This is a genomic window from Tessaracoccus zhenghani (assembly GCF_055326325.1).
The window spans coordinates 593,728-613,006 of the sequence record NZ_JBUZNQ010000001.1 but is presented as its reverse complement, the minus strand read 5'-3'; the positions used below and the strand labels follow the sequence as shown (position 1 = coordinate 613,006).

16 protein-coding genes and 1 tRNA gene are annotated in these 19,279 nt (G+C 67.8%); 12 read left to right on the top strand and 5 right to left on the bottom strand.

The features are described from left to right. Nucleotides 1-181 precede the first annotated feature (181 nt). From ACZK4S_RS02770 to ACZK4S_RS02735, 8 genes are all read left to right on the top strand, one after another. Nucleotides 182-1,294 (top strand): ABC transporter permease, encoded by a 1,113-nt coding sequence (locus tag ACZK4S_RS02770; RefSeq protein ID WP_463643278.1) that lies wholly within the window; start codon nucleotides 182-184, stop codon nucleotides 1,292-1,294. Nucleotide 1,295: 1 nt separating this feature from the next. After that, nucleotides 1,296-2,204: an ABC transporter permease gene (locus tag ACZK4S_RS02765; protein ID WP_076062948.1), complete on the top strand. Its 909-nt coding sequence runs from the start codon at nucleotides 1,296-1,298 to the stop codon at nucleotides 2,202-2,204. Continuing rightward, nucleotides 2,201-3,250 carry an ABC transporter ATP-binding protein gene (locus ACZK4S_RS02760; RefSeq protein ID WP_076062950.1) on the top strand — a complete coding sequence of 350 codons (1,050 nt, stop codon included), beginning with the start codon at nucleotides 2,201-2,203 and terminating at the stop codon, nucleotides 3,248-3,250. The genes ACZK4S_RS02765 and ACZK4S_RS02760 overlap by 4 nt, the downstream gene beginning before the upstream one ends. After that, nucleotides 3,247-4,266, top strand: a complete 1,020-nt coding sequence (locus ACZK4S_RS02755) for an ABC transporter ATP-binding protein (protein ID WP_076062952.1) — start codon at nucleotides 3,247-3,249, stop codon at nucleotides 4,264-4,266. The genes ACZK4S_RS02760 and ACZK4S_RS02755 overlap by 4 nt, the downstream gene beginning before the upstream one ends. After that, nucleotides 4,256-5,914: an ABC transporter substrate-binding protein gene (locus tag ACZK4S_RS02750; RefSeq protein WP_083665613.1), complete on the top strand. Its 1,659-nt coding sequence runs from the start codon at nucleotides 4,256-4,258 to the stop codon at nucleotides 5,912-5,914. The genes ACZK4S_RS02755 and ACZK4S_RS02750 overlap by 11 nt, the downstream gene beginning before the upstream one ends. Before the next feature lie 75 nt (nucleotides 5,915-5,989). Continuing rightward, on the top strand, nucleotides 5,990-7,828 hold the full coding sequence (locus tag ACZK4S_RS02745) for a glycoside hydrolase family 35 protein (RefSeq protein WP_463643277.1): 1,839 nt from the start codon (nucleotides 5,990-5,992) through the stop codon (nucleotides 7,826-7,828). Beyond that, nucleotides 7,825-8,997 (top strand): Gfo/Idh/MocA family protein, encoded by a 1,173-nt coding sequence (locus ACZK4S_RS02740; protein WP_238974201.1) that lies wholly within the window; start codon nucleotides 7,825-7,827, stop codon nucleotides 8,995-8,997. The genes ACZK4S_RS02745 and ACZK4S_RS02740 overlap by 4 nt, the downstream gene beginning before the upstream one ends. Next, nucleotides 8,985-10,022 carry a LacI family DNA-binding transcriptional regulator gene (locus tag ACZK4S_RS02735; protein WP_076062965.1) on the top strand — a complete coding sequence of 346 codons (1,038 nt, stop codon included), beginning with the start codon at nucleotides 8,985-8,987 and terminating at the stop codon, nucleotides 10,020-10,022. Before ACZK4S_RS02740 ends, ACZK4S_RS02735 begins: the two co-directional genes overlap by 13 nt. 39 nt (nucleotides 10,023-10,061) lie before the next feature. On the opposite strand, the gene ACZK4S_RS02730 is transcribed toward ACZK4S_RS02735, so the two are convergent. Then, complete coding sequence (locus tag ACZK4S_RS02730) at nucleotides 10,062-10,481, bottom strand: glutaredoxin domain-containing protein (protein ID WP_463643276.1); 420 nt, start codon at nucleotides 10,479-10,481, stop codon at nucleotides 10,062-10,064. A 93-nt stretch (nucleotides 10,482-10,574) separates the two neighbouring features. Here ACZK4S_RS02730 and ACZK4S_RS02725 point away from each other — a divergent pair, with 93 nt between their 5' ends. Continuing rightward, nucleotides 10,575-11,768, top strand: a complete 1,194-nt coding sequence (locus ACZK4S_RS02725) for a leucine-rich repeat domain-containing protein (protein ID WP_463643275.1) — start codon at nucleotides 10,575-10,577, stop codon at nucleotides 11,766-11,768. 82 nt (nucleotides 11,769-11,850) lie between these two features. Here ACZK4S_RS02725 and ACZK4S_RS02720 read toward each other — a convergent pair whose 3' ends face one another. Further along, the gene (locus tag ACZK4S_RS02720; protein WP_463643274.1) at nucleotides 11,851-13,740 is read right to left on the bottom strand and encodes a phosphoenolpyruvate carboxykinase (GTP); all 1,890 of its coding nucleotides are present in this window, start codon (nucleotides 13,738-13,740) and stop codon (nucleotides 11,851-11,853) included. Between the two features lie 122 nt (nucleotides 13,741-13,862). On the opposite strand from ACZK4S_RS02720, the gene ACZK4S_RS02715 reads away from it, so the two are divergent. Further along, the gene (locus ACZK4S_RS02715; RefSeq protein ID WP_143571013.1) at nucleotides 13,863-14,495 is read left to right on the top strand and encodes a hypothetical protein; all 633 of its coding nucleotides are present in this window, start codon (nucleotides 13,863-13,865) and stop codon (nucleotides 14,493-14,495) included. Further along, nucleotides 14,495-15,142, top strand: a complete 648-nt coding sequence (locus ACZK4S_RS02710; protein ID WP_463643273.1) for a hypothetical protein — start codon at nucleotides 14,495-14,497, stop codon at nucleotides 15,140-15,142. Before ACZK4S_RS02715 ends, ACZK4S_RS02710 begins: the two co-directional genes overlap by 1 nt. Before the next feature lie 92 nt (nucleotides 15,143-15,234). On the opposite strand, the gene ACZK4S_RS02705 is transcribed toward ACZK4S_RS02710, so the two are convergent. From ACZK4S_RS02705 to ACZK4S_RS02695, 3 genes are all read right to left on the bottom strand, one after another. Next, nucleotides 15,235-15,311, bottom strand: a tRNA-Pro gene (locus ACZK4S_RS02705). Between the two features lie 80 nt (nucleotides 15,312-15,391). Then, a complete protein-coding gene (locus ACZK4S_RS02700; protein ID WP_463643272.1) occupies nucleotides 15,392-16,306 on the bottom strand; it encodes a metallophosphoesterase in 915 nt (304 codons plus the stop codon). After that, nucleotides 16,306-18,741, bottom strand: coding sequence for a transglycosylase domain-containing protein (locus tag ACZK4S_RS02695; protein ID WP_463643271.1), 2,436 nt, complete (start codon nucleotides 18,739-18,741; stop codon nucleotides 16,306-16,308). Before ACZK4S_RS02695 ends, ACZK4S_RS02700 begins: the two co-directional genes overlap by 1 nt. Nucleotides 18,742-18,893: 152 nt before the next feature. On the opposite strand from ACZK4S_RS02695, the gene ACZK4S_RS02690 reads away from it, so the two are divergent. Beyond that, nucleotides 18,894-19,199: a WhiB family transcriptional regulator gene (locus ACZK4S_RS02690; protein ID WP_076062986.1), complete on the top strand. Its 306-nt coding sequence runs from the start codon at nucleotides 18,894-18,896 to the stop codon at nucleotides 19,197-19,199. Nucleotides 19,200-19,279 lie beyond the last annotated feature (80 nt).

The window sequence follows — 19,279 nt, the reverse complement described above, 5'->3', positions numbered from 1 at the left end:
CTCACCGGGCGGTCCGGGCGTCAATCGCGCAACCCGGTAGATCGTTTCTGGGCACGGCTTTCTGGCGAACCCCTCGGCTGCTACCTTTGGCTAATCAATTAGCTGGCTAACCCATTAGCCACTGCGCTGGAGCAGGGGAAAAGGGTGTTGACAAGGTAGTCGCCAGGTCGAGAGGAGCAAGATGACGGCAGGCAACCCCGCTGAGGGGACCGTCTATTCCGGGCGTGCGCCCGTCTCGGAGGCGGATCCGCTCGAGCCGCAGACGGCCGACGACCAGCTCGGCCGCGCTCACCGCTCCGGTGGCAGGTACCTCCTCAAGCGCGCCGGGTTCTACGTCGTCACGGCGTGGGTGGCCCTCACCATCAACTTCTTCGTGCCGCGCGCCATGCCCGGTGATCCCGCGCAGACGCTGGCGCTGCAGATCACCCGCCAGACCGGCACCGCGCTCAGCCCGGAGATGCTGCGCTCGATCCGCAACCTGTACGGCGATCCCAACCTGAACATCTTCGAGCAGTACTGGAACTACCTCGGCAGCGTCTTCACCCTCGACTTCGGCCTCTCGGTCTCCCGCTACCCGGTGCCGGTCCTCGAACTCATCATCGGTGCCCTGCCCTGGACGCTGTTCCTCGTGGGCATCTCGACGATCGTCGCGTGGGCCATCGGCACATCACTGGGCATCATCGTCGGCTACAAGCCCGGCTCGAAGCTCGACGCTTGGCTGACGCCCATCTCGCAGTTCTTCTCCTCGATGCCGTCGTTCTGGGTGGGGCTCATCTGCCTCTGGGTGTTCTCCCTCACGCTGGGGCTCTTCCCGTCCTCGGGTGGCTACGACCCCAATGTGCCGTTCCAGATCAACAACCTGTGGTTCCTGATCTCGGTGTTCAAGTACGCCGCGCTACCCATCCTCACCGGCGTCTTCGTCGGCTTCTCCGGCTGGCTCTTCTCGATGCGCAACATGATGGTCACCACCATCTCCGAGGATTTCGTCACGCTGGCCCGGGCCAAGGGCATCAGCGAAGCCCGCGTGATCTTCCGCTACGCCGCCCGCAACGCCATGCTCCCCAACGTCACGGGTCTCGCATCGTCGATCGGCGGGATCATCGGCGGCGTGGTGCTGACCGAGATCGTGTTCACCTATCCCGGCATGGGCTACCTGCTGTTCCAGGCCATCACGACGAAGGACTACCCACTCATGCAGGCCATCTTCCTGATGATCGTGCTCGCCGTGCTGGTGGCCAACTTCATCGCCGATTCGCTGTACGTGCTGCTCGACCCGCGGACCAGGGAGGGCTGAGATGAAGCGACTACTGCGCAACAAGAGGGTCGTCGTCGGTCTCGCCGTCCTCGCGTTCTTCATCCTGGTGGCGATCCTCGGCCCGTGGTTCGTCGAGTACGTGCTCCGGATCAATCCCCGGGCCGTGGACTACCAGGCCATCGCCGCGCCTCCCGGTGCGGAGCACTGGCTGGGCACCAACAACACCGGCCAGGACGTGCTCGCGCAACTGGTGATCGGGGCTCGTGGCTCCGTGGTCGTCGGTGCGCTCTCCGGCACCATCGCCACCGTGATGGCCGTGCTGGTGGGCACGGCGTCGGGCTACATCGGCGGCAACACGGACCGCACCATCAACGCCATCATCAACGTGCTGATGACGCTGCCCGGCTTCGCGCTGCTGTTCATCATCGCCGGCTATGTGCAGAACGCCGGCTACCTGCTGATCGCGCTGGTCATCGGCCTGCTCGGCTGGCCGGGCGGTGCGCGCTCCATCCGCGCGCAGACGCTCAGCCTCCGGAGCCGCGACTTCACGTCAGCGCTGCGCACCTCGGGTGAGTCGACCTGGCGCATCATCGTCGTCGAGGTCATCCCGCACCTGGGCGGCATCATCTCCTCGATGTTCCTCGGCGCCCTCGTCGGCGGCATCTTCGCCGAGTCCTCCCTGGCTTTCCTCGGCCTCGGCGACACCTCCGGCATCACGTGGGGCACCATGATCGCGCAGGCCCAGGGCTCCGGCGCCATCCTGCGCGGGCAGTGGTGGTACTTCCTGCCGCCCGGCCTCTGCATCGCGCTGATCGGTTTCGCCACGGCCATGATCAACTTCGGCCTCGACGAGGTCACCAACCCCAAGCTCAACGCCACCCTGGCCGCCCGCACCCGCAGGTTCAACAGCCGGGTGCACGCCCGCCGCACTTCGGAGGTGACCGCATGACCACCACCCCAGCCACGCTGCTCGAGGTCGAGGACCTCGACGTCGTCTACCTCGGCCTCACCGATGGGGAGAACGTCAAGGCGTGCGCCGACATCGGCTTTACGCTGAAGCGCGGGGAGATCCTCGGCATCGCCGGTGAATCCGCCTCCGGCAAGTCAACCCTGCTCAACGCCGTCACCCGTCTGCAGCAGCCGCCCGCGGTCACGCCCAAGGGCTCGGTGCGATTCTACGACGACAAGCACCCTGCCGGCATTGACCTGGTTTCCGCGCCAGAGAAGATCCTGCGCACGTTCCGTTGGTCCGACATCTCGCTCGTGATGCAGTCAGCCATGGCCTGCCTCAACCCCGTCACCCGGCTCCAGGACCAGTTCGCCGACGCCCTGCACGCCCACGACCGCTCCCTCAGCAGGCAGCAGATCAAGGAGCGCACCGCCGAACTGCTCGGCATGGTGGGCATCGCCCCTCAGGCGATGGGCAAGTTCGCCCACGAACTCTCCGGGGGCATGCGCCAGCGCGCCCTCATCGCGCTTGCGCTGGCCTGCGACCCGGACCTGATCGTGATGGACGAGCCGACCACAGCCGTCGACGTGGTGATGCAGCGCCAGATCCTCAACCAGATCCTGCGTCTCCAGCACCGGCTCGGCTTCGCAGTCATCTTCGTCACGCACGACCTGTCCCTCCTGCTGGAGATGGCGGACCGGATCGCCATCATGTACGGCGGCCGGATCGTCGAGATCGGAGCCGCCCGCCAGATCGCGGAGGACCCACAACACCCCTACACCCAGGGCCTCCGCAACGCCTTCCCGTCCCTGACGGAACCGCGCCGCGAACGCCACGGCATCCCGGGCTCGCCCCCGGACCTGCGCAAGCTGCCCTCCGGGTGCTCCTTCCGTCCGCGCTGCGAGGAGGCCCGCGGCCTCTGCGCGGTCGAACGGCCCGAACTCGTCCCGACGGACCGGTCCGTGGTCGCCTGCCATGTGCGGGCCGCCGAATTTTCCGGCGGGATCCTCCCTGCCGCCCCCGCCCTCGAGGAGGCGTCCGCATGAGCACCGATCCCGCCGAGGTGGTGCTGGCCGCAGACCAACTGTCGATCATCTTCGCCGGCCGCGACGCGCACGGCCAGAAGGTCGACGTGCGGGCCTGCAACAAGGTCAGCCTGGAACTGCACCGGGGCGAGATCGTCGCCCTGGTGGGGGAATCCGGCTCAGGCAAGACGACACTGGCCCGCGCACTGGCCCGGATCTACACCCCCCACGAGGGTGAGATCCGGTTCCGCGGCCAGCCCGTCACGGGGCGGCTCAACCGCCGCGAGTACTACAAGAACGTGCAACTGGTCTACCAGGACCCGTTCGCCTCCCTGAACTCGCTCAAGACCATCCGCCACATCCTCGGGCGGACCATCCGCATCCACCACCGCTCGCTCAACGCGCAGGAGGTGGAGGCGAAGATCCTGGAACTCCTCGAGCTGGTGGCGCTCACCCCCGCTGCGGACTACATCGACCGCTACCCGACCTCCCTGTCCGGCGGTCAGCGTCAACGCATCTCGATCGCCCGCGCGCTCGCCGTCGAGCCGGACATCCTGCTGGCCGACGAGCCCACCTCGATGCTGGATGTCTCCATCCGTCTCGACGTGCTCAACCTCCTGGACCAGATCCGGAAGGAGCGCGGGGTCACCATCCTCTACATCACCCACGACATCGCCAGCGCGCGTTACGTCTCAGACCGGATGTGCGTCATGTACTCCGGTGAACTCGTGGAGGCGGGCCCCACCGAGGAGGTCGTGGCGTCGCCGAAGCATCCCTACACCAGGCTTCTCCTGGAATCAGCACCGGACCCCTCACGGGTGAAGAACACCGATTTCAGCGAGGAACTGCGGATCGACGAACCCGCCGATCCGTCCATCAGCATTCGTGGCTGCCGGTTCAGCCCCCGCTGCCCTCGGGTCATGCCGGTCTGCGAAGCCAAACCGCCTCTCTTCGACGTCAATGGCCAAGACGTCAAGTGCTGGCTCTACGACCAATCCAGCGACACGAACCAGAAAGTGATGTCACATGCTGAATAAGACACTGACCGGGGCGATTGTGGCGGCCCTGGCGCTCACCTTGGGCGCATGCTCCACAGACCGCGGCGAGGGGGACTCCAACGGCGGAGCCAACACCGAACCACGCATCCTGCAACAGGTGGGCTGGGGCGGCACCACCTGGAACCAGAACTTCAACCTGTTCTCCCCGACGGGCGTCACCGTGACCCCGGGTACCGCCTACATCTACGAGCCGCTCATCCGCGTCAACCGCACCTCCGCGGGCGAGATGCTGCCCTACCTGGCCGAGAGCTGGGAATTCAACGACGACGGCACCGAACTGACCTTCAAGATCCGCGACGACGTGACCTGGTCCGACGGCGAGAAGTTCACGGCCGACGACGTGAAGTTCACCTGGGACCTGGTGCTGTCGGGCGAAACCCCGGCCGCCTACCCGTTCACCGCCGTCGAGGCGCCGGATGAGACCACCGTCGTGGTGAAGTACGAGGAGCAGGCCTACCAGGACCTCATCGGGTTCGCCACCCGCCGCATCGTCCCCCAGCACGTGTGGGAGGAGCAGGACGTCCGCACGTGGACCAACCCTGAGCCCGTCGGCACCGGCCCCGCCACGGTGGCGCGGTTCTCGCCGCAGCAGATCGTCTTCGACATCCGCGACGACTGGTGGGGCGGCGAGTCCAAGGGCGTCGACCAGGTGGCGATGCACGCCGTCACCGGCGACGCACAGAAGAGCCAGATCATCTCCGGGCAGGTCGAGTTCGGCACGTTCGGCTGGGCCAACGCCCAGAAGGAGTTCGTGGAACTCGATCCAGAGCACAACTTCTACGGCTTCTACCCCGTGGGCACCTCCGACGGCCTGACGTTCAACGTGGAGCAGGCTCCCTACGACGACGTCCACGTGCGCCGCGCGCTGCGCGCCGCCGTCGACCTGGAGACCGCTGCCGAGGTGGTGGCCGTGGGCTACGGCGTCCCTGCATCCTCCGGCATCGACTCCACCGTCTACGCGGACCAGCTGGCCGACGACTCGGAGCACGTCTACGACCCCGAGTACGCCAAGGCGCAGCTCGCAGAGGGCGGCTGGAAGGTTGAGGGCGGCAAGCTCGTCAACGCTGCTGGCGAGTCCTTCGACCTGCGCTACGACGTGTACCAGCCCTACGACGAGTGGGTGCGCACCGGCACGATCATGGCCGACCAGTGGCGCGAGAACCTCGGCCTCGAGGTGGCTGTGAACCAGATGGCCGACGCCCCGTTCTCCGAGGCCAGCACCACCGGCAACTTCGGCATGCTCTCCGGCTCCCCGGTGGGCGGCTCGACGCCGTACGAGGTGTGGAACTCGCTCGGCGAGGAGACCTACTTCCCGCTCGGCGAGCAGGCGATCCTCAACTACGGCCGCTGGCAGAACGACGAATACAACGCGATCGTCAAGGAACTGGCAGGCATCGAGCCCGGCACGGATCAGGACCGCGCCAACGAACTGTCGATCCGCGCCCAGGAGATCCTGATCGACGAGGCCCCGTTCATCGCCACCGCCACCGCCGGCTGGAAGGCCGTCATCAACGGCACCAACTGGACCAACTTCCCGGTCCCCGGTGAGGACGACTACGCACCCAACGCAACCCTGCCCGCCGACGCCGTCCTGACGCTCATGAACCTCGAGCACCGCGGCAACTGACCGTCACACGCGTGGGCTGGGGCGGAGGCCGCCTCCGTCCCAGCCCGCACCCCCTCTTCCTTGGAGCCGTCTTTCATGTTCACCCATCAGGGCCAGCACTTCCTCCGTGACGGCCGTGAGCACCTCGTCGTCTCGGGTGCCTTCCACTACAGCCGCATCCATCCCGGCCACTGGGCCGACAGGTTGCGCCGGCTCCGCGCCATGGGCGCCAACGCGGTCGAGACCTACGTGCCGTGGAACTTCCACGCCCCGGCCCCGGGAGTCGTCGATTTCGACGGTGCGCGGGATCTGGGCCGGTTCCTCGACCTGGCGGCTGAGGCGGACCTGGACATCATCGTGCGCCCCGGCCCCTACGTCTGCGCCGAATGGGAGGGCGGCGGCTTTCCCGGTTGGTTGCTGCGCGACCCCGCCATCCGCCTGCGCTGCATGGACGAGCGCTACCTCACTGCGGTCGACGCATGGTTCGACACGCTGCTGCCGCACATCGTGCAGCGCCAGTACCCCGACGGCGGCCGCGTGATCATGGTGCAGGTCGAGAACGAATACGGCAGCTACGGCGACGACCAGCAGTACCTGGCGCACGTGCGCGACGGCCTGCTGCGCCGCGGCGTCACGGTCCCGCTGGTCACCAGCGACGGACCCGCGCGCGTCTACACACAGGCGGGCACCGTCGACGGCGTGCTGCCCACGATCAACTTCGGCTCCCGGGCCGTCCAGTTCCACGAGTTCTCCGTCAGCGAGTTCCCGGATTCCCCGCCCATGTGCATGGAGTTCTGGAACGGGTGGTTTGACCACTGGGGCGAGCGCCACCACGTGCGGCCGGCCTCCGAGGTGGCGCAGGAACTCGACGACATGCTCAGCCGCGGCATGAGCGCCAACTTCTACATGGCCCACGGGGGAACCAACTTCGGGCTGTGGAGCGGCTGCAACTTCCACGACGGGCTGCAGCCCACCATCACCAGCTACGACTACGACGCACCCATCGCGGAGAACGGGCGGCTGACGGACAAGTTCGACGCCTACCGCGAGGTGATCGGCCGCTACGTGGAGCTGCCCGAGGTACCCGCTGACCTGGTGCGAGACCCCGCGTCGCTGCCGGAGACGGAACTGCCCGAGCGGGCGCGCGGCGTGCTGACGCTCGACGCGCTGCGCGAGTTGTCCGCCGCGGCCGTGTCCCGGGTCCCGGGGCTGCAGGCCCATGAGGGTCCGACGCCCTTCCCGCCCTCGTTCGAGGAACTCGGCCTGGAGCGCGGACTCCTCCTGTTGCGCGCCTCGTTCGACCACCCCGGCGGCGAGTTCCGCCCCGGGCTACACACGCTGCGGCTCCACGGGCTGCGGGACCGCGCCGTCGTGTTCGTCGACGGCGTGCGCCTCGGCATCGTGGAGCGCGACGAGGGTGCCCCACAGGCGCTGCAGGTGGATCTTGAGCACGGCACCCACACCCTCGAGGTGCTGGTGGAATCCCAGGGCCGCATCAACTTCGGCCCGCTGCTGGGCGACCGCAAGGGGCTGCTCCGCGGCGCCTGGTTCGGCACGCACTACATCATGGGCTGGGAGGCGTGGCCCCTCCCGCTCGACCTGCTCGGCGACGAGATCCTCGCCGCCGTCGCGGCAGGGCTGCCGGCTGAGGGCGCCGGGTTGCTCGTGACCCAGTTCGACGTCGCGAGCGACGGCGGGTTGGACGCCTTCCTGGACACGCGCGCACAGACGCGCGGTTTCGCGTTCGCCGGGCCCGAGATGCTCGGCCGCTACTGGCGGATCGGCCCGCAGCAGACGCTCTACGTCCCCGCTCCGCTGCTCGGCGCGGGCACCACCCCGGTCACCCTGGTGACCACCGATGGAGAGGGCGGCGGACTCAGCCTGGCCGCCGGGCCCATCCTCGATGAACTCTTGGAAATCAACGAAGGAGAATGATGGAAGACCTCAGGATCGGCGTGGTCGGCTTCGGCCTGCGCCGCTCGGTCGCCCTGCACGCGCATCGGCCGGGGGAGGGTTCGCGGATCGTCGCGGTACTGGACCCGGCGGAACGCGCCCACCGCGACGCTGCCGAGAAGGTGGGCCCGGAATGCGCCGCCTACACCTCGATGGATGAGTTCCTCGCCCATGGCCTGGACGCGGTGATGGTGGTGAGCCCGGATTACACGCACAAGGACATCACGCTGCGCACCCTCGCGGCCGGGCTGCCGACGTTCTGCGAGAAGCCGCTCGCCATCTCCATCCCGGATGCCGACGCCATCCTCACGGCCGCCCGTGACTCGGGCACCAAGCTGTACGTGGGCCACAACATGCGGCACATGCCCGTGGTGCGCCAGATGAAGGCACTGATCGACGCCGGCACCATCGGCCGGGTCCGCTCCGTGTGGTGCCGCCACTTCGTGGGCGCCGGCGGCGACTTCTACTTCAAGGACTGGCACGCGGACCGCTCGCTGGTCAACACCCTGCTTCTGCAGAAGGGGGCCCACGACCTCGACGTCATCCACTGGTTGGCAGGCGGCTACACCGCCGAGGTCTCCGGCATGGGCGACCTCATGGTCTACGGCGACATCACCGACCGGCGCGACAACTCGGACCGGCTGATGTGGGACTGGTACTCGCAGGACAACTGGCCCCCCACTGCGCAGAAGGAACTCAACCCCGTCGTCGACGTTGAGGACATCTCGCTGCTGAACCTGCGTCTCGACAACGGCGTGCTGGCCACCTACCAGCAGTGCCATTTCACCCCCGACTACTGGCGCAACTACACCGTGATCGGTGACGCGGGCCGCATCGAGAACATCGGCGACTCCGGCGGTGACCAGATCAACATCTGGACATCGCGCCGTTCGGGCGCGCGCACCCCTGACCACGTCGAGGTCATCGACCGGGGTGACGGCGGGCACGGCGGGGCGGATCCCTCGCTGGTGGCGGAGTTTCTCCGCTTCGTGCGCGACGGCGGGGCCACCGAGGTGTCCACGGTCGCGGCCCGACAGGCCGTCGCGGTCGCGTGCATGGGTGCCGAATCCATCCGTTCGGGTGGCGCGCCGATGACGGTGCCCCCGCTGGACCCTGAACTGGTCCGATACTTTGACAGATGGCAGGAGTGAGTCCCGGCAGTCTGAACGAGCCGAACGTCAAGCGTGCGCGGCTCGTCGACGTCGCGCGCGCCGCCGGTGTCTCCACCGCCACCGCCTCCTTCGTGTTGTCGGGTCGTCGCGCGGGGCGCAGCAAGCCTGCGTCCCCGGAGACGGTCGAGCGGATCGAGGCCGCCGCGTCGGAGCTCGGCTACGTCCCCAACAGGTTCGCCCAGGCGATGCGCCGGGGCTACACCAGCACCGTCGTCCTCGGCCTCGGCAGCCCGGAGGATCCGTGGGCGGCGCAGGTGGCCATCGAGGTGCAGCGCCGGGCCCTGCCGCAGGGCTTCTCCACGCTGACCCTCGTCGATGAGACCTGGTACGAGTTTCTGCAGGGCTACACCCCCGGTGTCGCCTTCCTCACGTCCGTCGACTTCCAGCAGGGCGGCCTGGCCCGCACCCTGGACCTGGTCGAGCACGGTGCCAACCTGGTGGTGTTCTCCACCGAGGCCGAGCCGGACGGGTTCGACGTGATCAGTTCCTCGGCGGTGGGGCCGACAGCGGCTGCCTACCGGCGGCTGAGGGCACGCCACGACGAGGTGCACTTCCTCTCGATCTTCGGTAGCGAAGACCGCCGCCCGGGCCCCACCCGGCTGGTGGGTTTCCGGGGGGCCGCGGCGGAGTTCGGTGACGAGCCGCTGATCCACCGGGCAGGCTTCCAGCGCGACGCCATCGCCCGCGCCTGCCGGGAGCTGTTGGAGTCGCGCCCGACGGCGGTGATCTGCACAAACGGCCTGTTCGCGGGCATCCTCCGCGGGATGGCCTTGTCGATGGGCCTGCGGGTGCCGGACGACCTCGAGATCATCTCGATCGGTGACATCCCGCACAACGAGGGCGACTATCTGGGCCCCATCAGCGTCTACGGCACTCCCGACGTCTTCACCAGGATCGGGGACATCGTCGTGCACCGGGCCGTCACGCAGCGGGAGTCGCCGTTCGAGAAGCACGTGTTCCAGTGGGAGTTCCTCCCTGGCAGCACCACGGTCGACGGCGGGTGAACCTCCGGGCCGCCGTCACCGACCAGCGTCACCGCCTGCTCAGAGGGCGGCGCGGACCTCGCGCGGATCAGGGTTGACCAGCACCTCGCCGCCGATCACGACGGTGGGGACGGTCTCATCGCCGTTGTTGACGCTGCGGACGAATGCCGCCGCGTCCGGGTCCTGCCAGATGTTGATCCACGTGACCTTCTTGGCATCACTCCCGAGGCCGCCCCGGAGGCGCTGGCAGTAGATGCAGCCGGGCCGCCAGTAGGCCACGACGCGGCGCTGCTCCGGCGGCAACGCCATGACGTCGGCGTGCCGCTTGGTGCGGCCGCCGGAGAACGGGCTCATCCACCACGCGAGGAGGATCACGCACACGGCCAGCAGGGCGCTGAAGGGCGTCACCTTCCAGCCCTCGATGCTGAAGGCGAACGCCAGACCGGCGATGAGGACGATGAGCCACGTGAAACGCTGCATGGACCCAGGCTATGCGGGGCCGCGCAACGCGGCGGCGACGGCTCTGTTAGCGTCGTTCTGAGCGTCAGGGTGGCGCCTTGGTTGGGGGAGGCCATGCGTTCCTGGTTCAAGCTACTGCTCGTCGTGGTGCTCGCCGCCACACCGGCCCTCCTGGCGCCCGCCGGGCCTGCGCATGCGGAGGTCGATGTCTACACCACCGAGGGCACCCATCTCGTCAACGGGCGGGAATGGCGCACCGCTTGCGAGCCGTATTCCCGGACCACCCGGTGCCGCACGGAGATCAAGGCCACCGTGATCACCTACGCGCATCTCGACGGGGCGAAGCGCACGTTCACGCGCACGACGGGCTGGGCCTTCAACAACCTCACCTACCTCCCCGCGTCCCGGAAGCTCTGGGGCTCCAACCCGCTGGCCAACCCGGGCAACTGGACGGCCGCGGACGGCCGCGAGTGGTGGACCGAGTGCGACAACGAGCGGACCGGGCGCCGGGGGTGCCGTTCCTACGCCATGGCAACCGTCGTCACCCAGACCGCGGGGGAGCGTGCCGCCGGCGTCTACGGCTGGCAGGACCAGTGGGTCTTCAACAACATCGTCCGCTTCACCGACGACCGCCCGGTGGCAGAGGTGCCGATCGGAATCCCCACCGTCACCGCGTCGCCCGAGCCGACCCAGCCGGCGGACGAGGTCACCTTCGCCGACCGCTCCCTGACCGACTGCGTCCGCGCGCAGACGGGGCACGATCAGATCGTGCGCTCGGAGGTCGAGGCGCTGATCACCCTGGAGTGCATCACCGCCAACGGATATACCGTCCAGGACCTCGGGGGCATCGAGGTGGCCAGGAACCTCGCGGAACTCGACATCCAGGGACGGCGCTACATCGCCGGGGCCCTCTCGTTGGATCCCCTGGCCTCGCTGTCGACGTTGACGAGCCTCAACCTGTGCCAGGTCCCGCTGGCCGACCTGTCCGACCTGAACGCGCTCCGCGGGCTCGAGCATCTGCTCATCGGCGGCCCCGATGCCCCGGTGACCGGCTTGAAGGCCTCCGACGTGACCGACCTCGATCGTCTTGAGACGTTCATGGCGATGAACGCGGGCCTGACCGACGCCTCGTTCGTCACGGAGCTGCCACTGCTGTCGGGGATCAATTTGGATGACAACCAGATCACCGACGTCTCCCCGTTTGCGGTTCTGGAGAACCTGACCTTCCTGTCCCTGAAGAACAACCCGGTCACCGACTGGTCGCCGCTGGACCAGAAGGTGGCAGACGGGCTTGAGCTCGTTCGTTGATCCCCCCGCACGACGATCGCCGGCACCGCCTCGAAGGGCGATGCCGGCGATTGCGTTCAGTCGGCCGGTCGGGGGAGGGTCATCACCACATCGAGCTGGGGGCGCGCCCGACGGCGACCTCAAGGTGGCGCAGCTCGTCGACCAACTCGCGCGGAAGCCGCCAACCGAAGGTGTCGAACCAGCGGCCGATGCGCGGGACCTCGTCGTGCCATTCCTGCGGACGGTAGCTGATCACGGCCTCGAGGTCCTCGTCGGAGATGTCGAGGCCCTCGACGTCGAGCGACTCCTTGGTGGGGACGAAGCCGGTGGGGGTCTCCACGGCGTCGGCCTTGCCGTCGACGCGCTCAGCGATCCACTTCAGCACGCGGGAGTTCTCGCCGAACCCGGGCCACATGAAGCGCCCGTCCTCGTCGCGGCGGAACCAGTTGACGTAGAACACCTTCGGCAGCTTGGATTCGTCGGCCTTCTTGCCGATGTTGATCCAGTGCTGCACGTAATCGGCCACGTGGTAGCCGATGAAGGGCAACATCGCCATGGGGTCGCGGCGCAGCACGCCGACGGCGCCCTTCGCTGCGGCTGTGGTCTCCGAGGAGCAGGTGGCGCCCATGAAGACGCCGTGCTTCCAGTTGCGCGACTGCGTCACCAGCGGGATGGTGTTCTCCCGACGCCCGCCGAACACGATGGCGTCGATGGGCACCCCCTGCGGGTTGTGGTAGTCGTCGGCGAGGATGGGGCACTGCTCGATGGGGGTGCAGAAGCGGCTGTTGGGGTGTGCCGCCTTCTCGTCCTTGCGGCCGCCCTGGGGGCCGGTCGAGCCGCTCCACGGGCGGCCCTTCCAGTCCGTGAGGTTCTCGGGCTTCTCCTTGGTCATGCCCTCCCACCACACGTCGCCGTCGGCGGTGAGGCCGACGTTGGTGAAGATGGAGTTGCCCTTGGCGATGGTGCGCATGGCGTTGGGGTTGGTCTCGTAGCTGGTGCCGGGCGCCACGCCGAAGAAGCCGGTCTCCGGGTTGGTGGCGTACAGCCGGCCGTCCTCACCGAAGCGCAGCCAGGCGATGTCGTCGCCCAGGGTCTCGACCTTCCAGCCGGGGACCGTCGGCTCGAGCATGGCCAGGTTGGTCTTGCCGCAGGCCGACGGGAACGCGGCCGCGATGTGGTACTGGCGGCCCTCCGGGGAGATGAGGCGCAGGATCAACATGTGCTCGGCCATCCAGCCCTCGTCGCGCGCCATGACGGAGGCGATGCGCAGCGAGTAGCACTTCTTGCCCAGCAGGGAGTTGCCGCCGTAGCCGGAGCCGTAGGACCAGATCATCCGCTCGTCGGGGAAGTGGACGATGTACTTGGTCTCCGAGCAGGGCCACGGCACGTCCTGCTCGCCCTCCTCGAGCGGCAGGCCCACCGAGTGGAGGCAGGGGACGAAGTCGGCCTGGGTGTCCGTCATCGCCTTGAGCGGCTCAGCGCCCATCCTGGTCATGATCCGCATCGACAACGCCACGTAGGCGGAGTCGGAGACCTCGACGCCGAACTTCGGGTCGTCGGCCTCGATGTGGCCCATGCAGAACGGGATGACGTACAGGGTGCGCCCGCGCATGCAGCCGTCGTAGAGGCCCTTCATGACGCGCTTCATCTCGGCCGGGGCCATCCAGTTGTTGGTGGGGCCGGCGTTGCGCTCGTCCTCGGAGCAGATGAACGTCTGGTCCTCGACGCGGGCCACGTCGTCCGGGTCCGTGCGGGCGTAGATCGAGTTGGGTAGCTTCTCGTCGTTGAGGCGGATGACGGTGCCCGCCTCTTCGAGGACGCGGACCAGGTGGTCGTACTCCGCGTCGGAACCATCGCAGTAGTGGATGGCGTCGGGCTTGCACAGCTCGACAACTTCATCGAGCCATGCCACCAGCTTCGGGTGGGTGGGTGCCTCGCCCGTGGCGGGGAGGTCGGCTCGTGTTTTCCGGTGAACTTGGGTGGCGGTTGTCATGGGACCCCTTCGTTGCGGTGGAATCACGCATCTCCGTTGAGCGCTTCCATTTCCACCATAGCCAGACATTTTCATTCATTGCTACTTGATGGGACTTTGTCTCACGCTGCTACAGTGCTGGGGTGCGAACGGCAGTTATCCTGACGGGCGTGCTCGCGTGTGCAGCTGCACTGAGCGGGTGTTCCCCCGAACCGGCCGCGCCGTCCCCCACGGCGCCTGCGGTTGACATGACCACGCCCGGCGCCACTGAACCACCGTCCACGGCGGAGACGGAGATCGTGGCGTCGGAGTCAGCTTCGCCCAGTGAATCCGCGTCGGCCAGCGAGTCGGCCCCGCCTCCCACCGCAGAGTCGACGACGAGCCTGTCCCCGGTTGAACAGCCCCCGCAGGAGGGCGGTCCCTGGATGGAACTGGACCTGACGCTGCGCTCGGGCGCCGACATCATCAAGGCCACCGAACTCCCGGAGTCGCTGCGCGCTTTCCTCACCAGCCGCGTCGGCGTCGAGGACGAGACCGGTTGCGTCACCGAGGAGGTCATCCTCCACGGCATCCACTCCGACGGCTTCGCCTACGGCACTGAAGAGTCCAACTGTGCGGGCGGTGAAGTGGTGTGGGGCATCGCGGACAACCAGTGGCATTACATCGTCCAGTTCGCTGACCCCGTGCCCTGTGCGGACCTCGCGTACAACGGCATCCCCGCTGGGGCTCCGGGCCTGCGCTGCCTGGGCGACGACGGTTCGGCGCGGGACTTCTGATGAGGGCTGCCTGGTTCGCGGCCCCGGCCGCGGCGCTGTTGCTGTTGCCGGCGTGCGCCCCGGATTCCATGGTGTCGTCGGCCGTCTCGGCCAGGCAGTTGGCTCCCAGGTTCGGCGTCGCCGAGGACGCCGCCGCTGACGAGCTGCCGGCCGAAGTGGTGGCCGCCGAGAAGCAGGCTGACGCCGTCGCGGAGGCGGAAGAGGCCATGTCGCGGGCGGCGGTGCGCACCAGCGAGCTCACGTCGGTGCAGTCGGCTGCGGCCGGTCCGGGCTTCCAGCCCACCAACGGGTGGGAGGACCACCACATCCACAATGTCGCCTACTCGCAGCTCGACCTGCTGGAGGAGGCGTCACCGACGTTCCGCGACTACGCGGAGAACGCGATGACCTCCGCCGGTACGGACGGCTGCACCGTGCTGGGGCTCAGCGTGATGAGTAAGCACCCGGACGGCTTCATCCTCGGCACGATCAGCACGGACTGTGGTGGTGGCCAGGCGATCTGGGGAGAGGACGGCGAGACGAGCCAGTGGCATCTCCTGACGGTGCTCCAGGCGACGCCGGACTGCGCGGAGCTCACCGGGTTGGAACTGCCCACCGGAGTGGGCCTCGTCTGCAACGACGATCAGGGCAAGCTCGAAACCTACTGAGGCCCTCTGCGGGCCGGGGCGGACCACCAGCCCCGGGGAACCAGAAAAGCCTGAACCCAGAGGGTTCAGGCTTTCCCATGTCCTGCGACACATGGTCGGGGTGACAGGATTTGAACCTGCGGCCTCGTCGTCCCGAACGACGCGCGCTACCAAGCTGCGCCACACCCCGATGGCTCTTTGAGCCAAGGAACAGATTAGCGCACGGCGGGCCCGGGTGCGAATTCACGGTTGCCCACGGGACCGCGAGCGTCAGTCCGTATCCGGCCGGGGAACCAGAGTGAGCAGCGTCACCTCTGGGCGGCATGCGAACCGGTACGGCGCGAAGGGGGAGGTGCCCAATCCCGCGGACACGTGGAGGTGCGCGGTGTGGCCCGCGGAGGTGTGGGTGGACAGGCCCTTGACGCGGGCCGTGTCGAGGTCGCAGTTGGTGATCAGCGCGCCGTAGCCCGGCACGCAGACCTGGCCGCCGTGGGTGTGGCCGGCGAAGATCAGGTCCATGCCGTCCGCGGTCATGGCGTCCAGCAGCCTCAGGTACGGCGCGTGGGTCACGCCGATGTTGAGCGCTGCGCCCGGCTCCGGCGGCCCGCCGACGGCGGGGTAGTCGTCGCGGCGCAGGTGGGCGTCGTCCGTGCCCCGGAAGGCCAGCCGATGCCCCGCGACCTCCAGCACGGCGCGGCCCTGGGTGAGGTTCACCCAGCCCAGCTCCTCGAGACGGTCGGCGAGCTCGGCTGTGGGTAGCGGGCGAGGCTCCGGCTGCTTGTGGCCGTTCGACGACCCGTGTGTGAGGTACCTCAGCGGGTTGCGGAACTGTGGCGCGAAGTAGTCATTGGACCCGAAGACGAACACGCCGGGGATGCCGCGCAGGGGCTCCAGCGACGCCATCAGGGCAGGGATGGCCCTGGCTTGAGAGATGTTGTCGCCGGTGCTGACCACGAGGTCCGGCTCCAGCCCAGCCAGGGCGGCGATGAACTCCTGCTTCCCGCGCTGGGAGTCCATGAGATGGAAGTCCGACACGTGAAGCACGCGGAGCTCTGTGGAGCTCTTCGGCAGCACGTCGAGTTGCACCCGGCGCACGGTGTACAGGCTCCGTTCGACGAGGCCCCAGCCGAGGCAGGCGGCGCCCAGGCCTGCCAGCCCGCCGAGGATCTTGGTGGCGGCGCGCATCAGTCGTCGTCGTCCCCGCCCTGGCCCGGAGGGCCACCCGGCTTCTGGCCGGGAGGTGCGGCCGGAGGAGCGGCGGGGGCAGCGGGGGCAGCGGGGGCCGTCGCCGCGGGCTCAGTGACCACGGGCTTCGGCGCAGGCTTCGGCGCGGGTTCCGGACCGGCTGAGACCCGCAGCGTGATGGTGGAGAACTTCACGGCCTGGTCAGAGGGCGTGATGCCGAGGAAGGCGCCCTTGCGACGGCTCGAGTACTCCCGCTGGGTGCGGGTGGTGAAGCCGGCCGCCTCGATGGTCTCCTTGGCCTCGTTGTAGCCCATGCCCTTCACGTCGGGCACCGGCACCAGCTGGCCCTCGAGGATGGTCTTGGTGGGTTCGGTGAACTTCGTCTTGGGCTTGTCCGCGAGTGCCGAGGTCATGGCGGCCTTCCAGATCTGGCCCGCGTCGCCGCCACCGGATCCCTCCAGGTACGTGCCGCTGGCGGGCATGGTGCCCTTGACCGTCTGCGTGTTGGTCTTCCACCACGGGTTGGCGGTGTCGACGCCGATCATGGCGACGCCCGCCATCTCCGGGGTGTAGCCGGCGTACCAGACCGCCTTGTTCTCGTTGGTGGTACCGGTCTTGCCGGCCTCGTCGCGACCGTCGCGCAGCGCCGCCCGGCGACCGGTGCCGTTCATGGCCACGCCCTGGAGCAGGTAGTTGACGCCGTCGGCGATCTCCGGCCGGATGACCTGTTCACAGTTGGCCGAGGGCACCTCGAGCTTCTTGCCCTCCTTGGTCGTGACCGACTGCAGGATGATGGGGGTGCAGTGGATGCCGCGGTTGGCGAACGTGGCGTAGGCCTCCGCCATGGACAGCGGCGTGATGTAGGCGGTGCCCAGCGTGAACGACGGGAACGAGGCCTGGGAGCTCATGGGGTCACCGTTGGCGAGCTTCACGCCCACCTTCTCGGCCATCGTCGTGGTGTTACAGATGCCCACGGCCTGGATGAGCTGCATGAAGTACGTGTTGACCGACGACTCCGCGGCCTTGCGCATGTCGATGGTGCCGTAGCCCTTGTCGTAGTTGCTGACGGGGCGGTCCGCACGGGTCTTGAACGGGCCCTCACAGTTGGTGAAGGTCTCGCCGTCGATCTCGAGTTCCTTGGGGGCGTCGTACTTCTGGTCCGGTGTCATCCCCAGGTCCAGCGCGGCGGCCATGGTGAAGGCCTTGAACGTGGAGCCCGCCTGGAAGCCTTCGATGCCACCCATGGAGCCTTCGACGTTGATGTTCTTGAACGTCTCGCCCACGGCCTCGTCCGGTCCCATCTTGGGGCGCGACTGGGCCATCGCCACGATCAGTCCGGTGCTGGGCTGAACCAGCACCGAGGAACCCCACACGGGGTCGAGCGGTGCGATCTGGGAGGCGACGGCCGCTTCTGCGGCCAGCTGGGCCTCCGCGTCGATCAGCGTGTGGATGGTGAGCCCACCGCGGTTCAGCATGTTGCGGCGCTCTTCCTCCGTCTCGCCCATGCTCGGCATCTTCATCAGCGTGCGCTGCACGTAGTCACAAAGGAAGGGGAACTGAGAGGCCACGCAGCCGTTGGGGAGGCGCTTGATCTTCGACGGATCGAACGTCGTCTCCTTGGCGGCGGCGGCCTCCGCCTTGGTGACGAGCTTGAGCTCGGCCATGCGGTTCAGCACGGTGTCGCGGCGGTTGATGGCGCGCTGGGTGTATCTGGTGGGGTTGGTCTGCACGGGGTTCTGGACCAGGCCGGCCAGCATCGCCGACTGTGCCAGGTCCAGGTCCTTGGCTGAGACCTGGAAGTAGTGCTGGGCCGCGGCCTCCACGCCGTAGGCGCCGTCGCCGTAGTAGGCGATGTTGAGGTAGCGCTCGAGGATCTCGTCCTTGGTGAGTTTCTCCTCGACGGCCATGGCGTAGCGCATCTCGACGATCTTGCGCTCGAGGGACACCTCGGTGGCCTTGCGGACGCCTTCCTGGTCGTTGTTCATCGACGCGGTCTCCACGCGCACGAGTTTCACGTACTGCTGGGTCAGCGTCGACGCGCCCTGGGTGTCGCCGGTCAGCGTCTTCACGGCCGCGCGGCCGAAGCCCTGGAAGTCGATCGCGCCGTGCTCGTAGAAGCGGTGGTCCTCGATGGCGATCTGCGCCTGCTGCATGAACAGCGAGATGTCCTCGAGCGGCACGTAGATGCGGTTCTCGTCGAAGAACGTGGCCAGCACCTTGCCGTCGCCCATCAGGACGCGGGATCGCTCGGACTGCGGCGGGGTCTCGAACTCGGCCGGCAACTGCTCCAGCGATTCGGCAGCCATCTTCACGCCGTTGCCGGCGAGAGCGGTCATAGGCACGGCCAGCCCTGCGAGCAGGAGGCCCGACAGGAGTGATACCGCGAAGAACATCAGGAGGGAATAGCCCTTCTGGCCCAGGGAGGCAGACTTCATACGGCGCATTCTACGTGAGGGGGTCCAAAACCCCTTTGTCAGACGTTTCAATGGCCGCTGGCATGGGCGGTAACCCGAACCCCCCTGTTGCAAACGCCATGACATGCGCTACGGTCGATGCATAGGACGAACTGCGCAAGGGAGGGCAGCTGATGTCGCTCGCCGAGGTTAGTGAATGGACGCTCCAGGCCAAATGCCGGGACATGGCGGACGCACTCTTTCCAGAAGGTAAAGATCAGAAACGGGCTCGTTCAGTCTGCGTCGGATGCCCGGTCCGATCTGAGTGTCTCGCGGAGGCGCTCGACAACCGGATTGAATGGGGTGTCTGGGGGGGAATGACCGAACGTGAGCGTCGAGCACTGCTGAGACAGCGGCCCGACATCGACTCGTGGTTCGACGTGCTCGTCAACTACACCAACGGCACAGGCTTCACGGTCGTGCCGGTGGACCACCACTGAAGCACCGGACAGAAGCGGGGGGGGGGGGACGCCCCCCACCACCTCCCCACCCCCCCGTCCGCCCCCCCAGAAACAAGCGA

What these genes read in the sequence shown, in the direction of transcription:
- ACZK4S_RS02760 (WP_076062950.1), top strand. Translation starts at nt 2,201, where the DNA reads ATGACCACCACCCCAGCCACGCTGCTCGAGGTCGAGGACCTCGACGTC.
- ACZK4S_RS02750 (WP_083665613.1), top strand. Translation starts at nt 4,256, where the DNA reads ATGCTGAATAAGACACTGACCGGGGCGATTGTGGCGGCCCTGGCGCTC.
- ACZK4S_RS02720 (WP_463643274.1), bottom strand. Translation starts at nt 13,740, where the DNA reads ATGACAACCGCCACCCAAGTTCACCGGAAAACACGAGCCGACCTCCCC.
- ACZK4S_RS02730 (WP_463643276.1), bottom strand. Translation starts at nt 10,481, where the DNA reads ATGCAGCGTTTCACGTGGCTCATCGTCCTCATCGCCGGTCTGGCGTTC.
- ACZK4S_RS02725 (WP_463643275.1), top strand. Translation starts at nt 10,575, where the DNA reads ATGCGTTCCTGGTTCAAGCTACTGCTCGTCGTGGTGCTCGCCGCCACA.
- ACZK4S_RS02770 (WP_463643278.1), top strand. Translation starts at nt 182, where the DNA reads ATGACGGCAGGCAACCCCGCTGAGGGGACCGTCTATTCCGGGCGTGCG.
- ACZK4S_RS02695 (WP_463643271.1), bottom strand. Translation starts at nt 18,741, where the DNA reads ATGAAGTCTGCCTCCCTGGGCCAGAAGGGCTATTCCCTCCTGATGTTC.
- ACZK4S_RS02735 (WP_076062965.1), top strand. Translation starts at nt 8,985, where the DNA reads ATGGCAGGAGTGAGTCCCGGCAGTCTGAACGAGCCGAACGTCAAGCGT.
- ACZK4S_RS02700 (WP_463643272.1), bottom strand. Translation starts at nt 16,306, where the DNA reads ATGCGCGCCGCCACCAAGATCCTCGGCGGGCTGGCAGGCCTGGGCGCC.
- ACZK4S_RS02765 (WP_076062948.1), top strand. Translation starts at nt 1,296, where the DNA reads ATGAAGCGACTACTGCGCAACAAGAGGGTCGTCGTCGGTCTCGCCGTC.
- ACZK4S_RS02740 (WP_238974201.1), top strand. Translation starts at nt 7,825, where the DNA reads ATGATGGAAGACCTCAGGATCGGCGTGGTCGGCTTCGGCCTGCGCCGC.
- ACZK4S_RS02690 (WP_076062986.1), top strand. Translation starts at nt 18,894, where the DNA reads ATGTCGCTCGCCGAGGTTAGTGAATGGACGCTCCAGGCCAAATGCCGG.
- ACZK4S_RS02745 (WP_463643277.1), top strand. Translation starts at nt 5,990, where the DNA reads ATGTTCACCCATCAGGGCCAGCACTTCCTCCGTGACGGCCGTGAGCAC.
- ACZK4S_RS02710 (WP_463643273.1), top strand. Translation starts at nt 14,495, where the DNA reads ATGAGGGCTGCCTGGTTCGCGGCCCCGGCCGCGGCGCTGTTGCTGTTG.
- ACZK4S_RS02755 (WP_076062952.1), top strand. Translation starts at nt 3,247, where the DNA reads ATGAGCACCGATCCCGCCGAGGTGGTGCTGGCCGCAGACCAACTGTCG.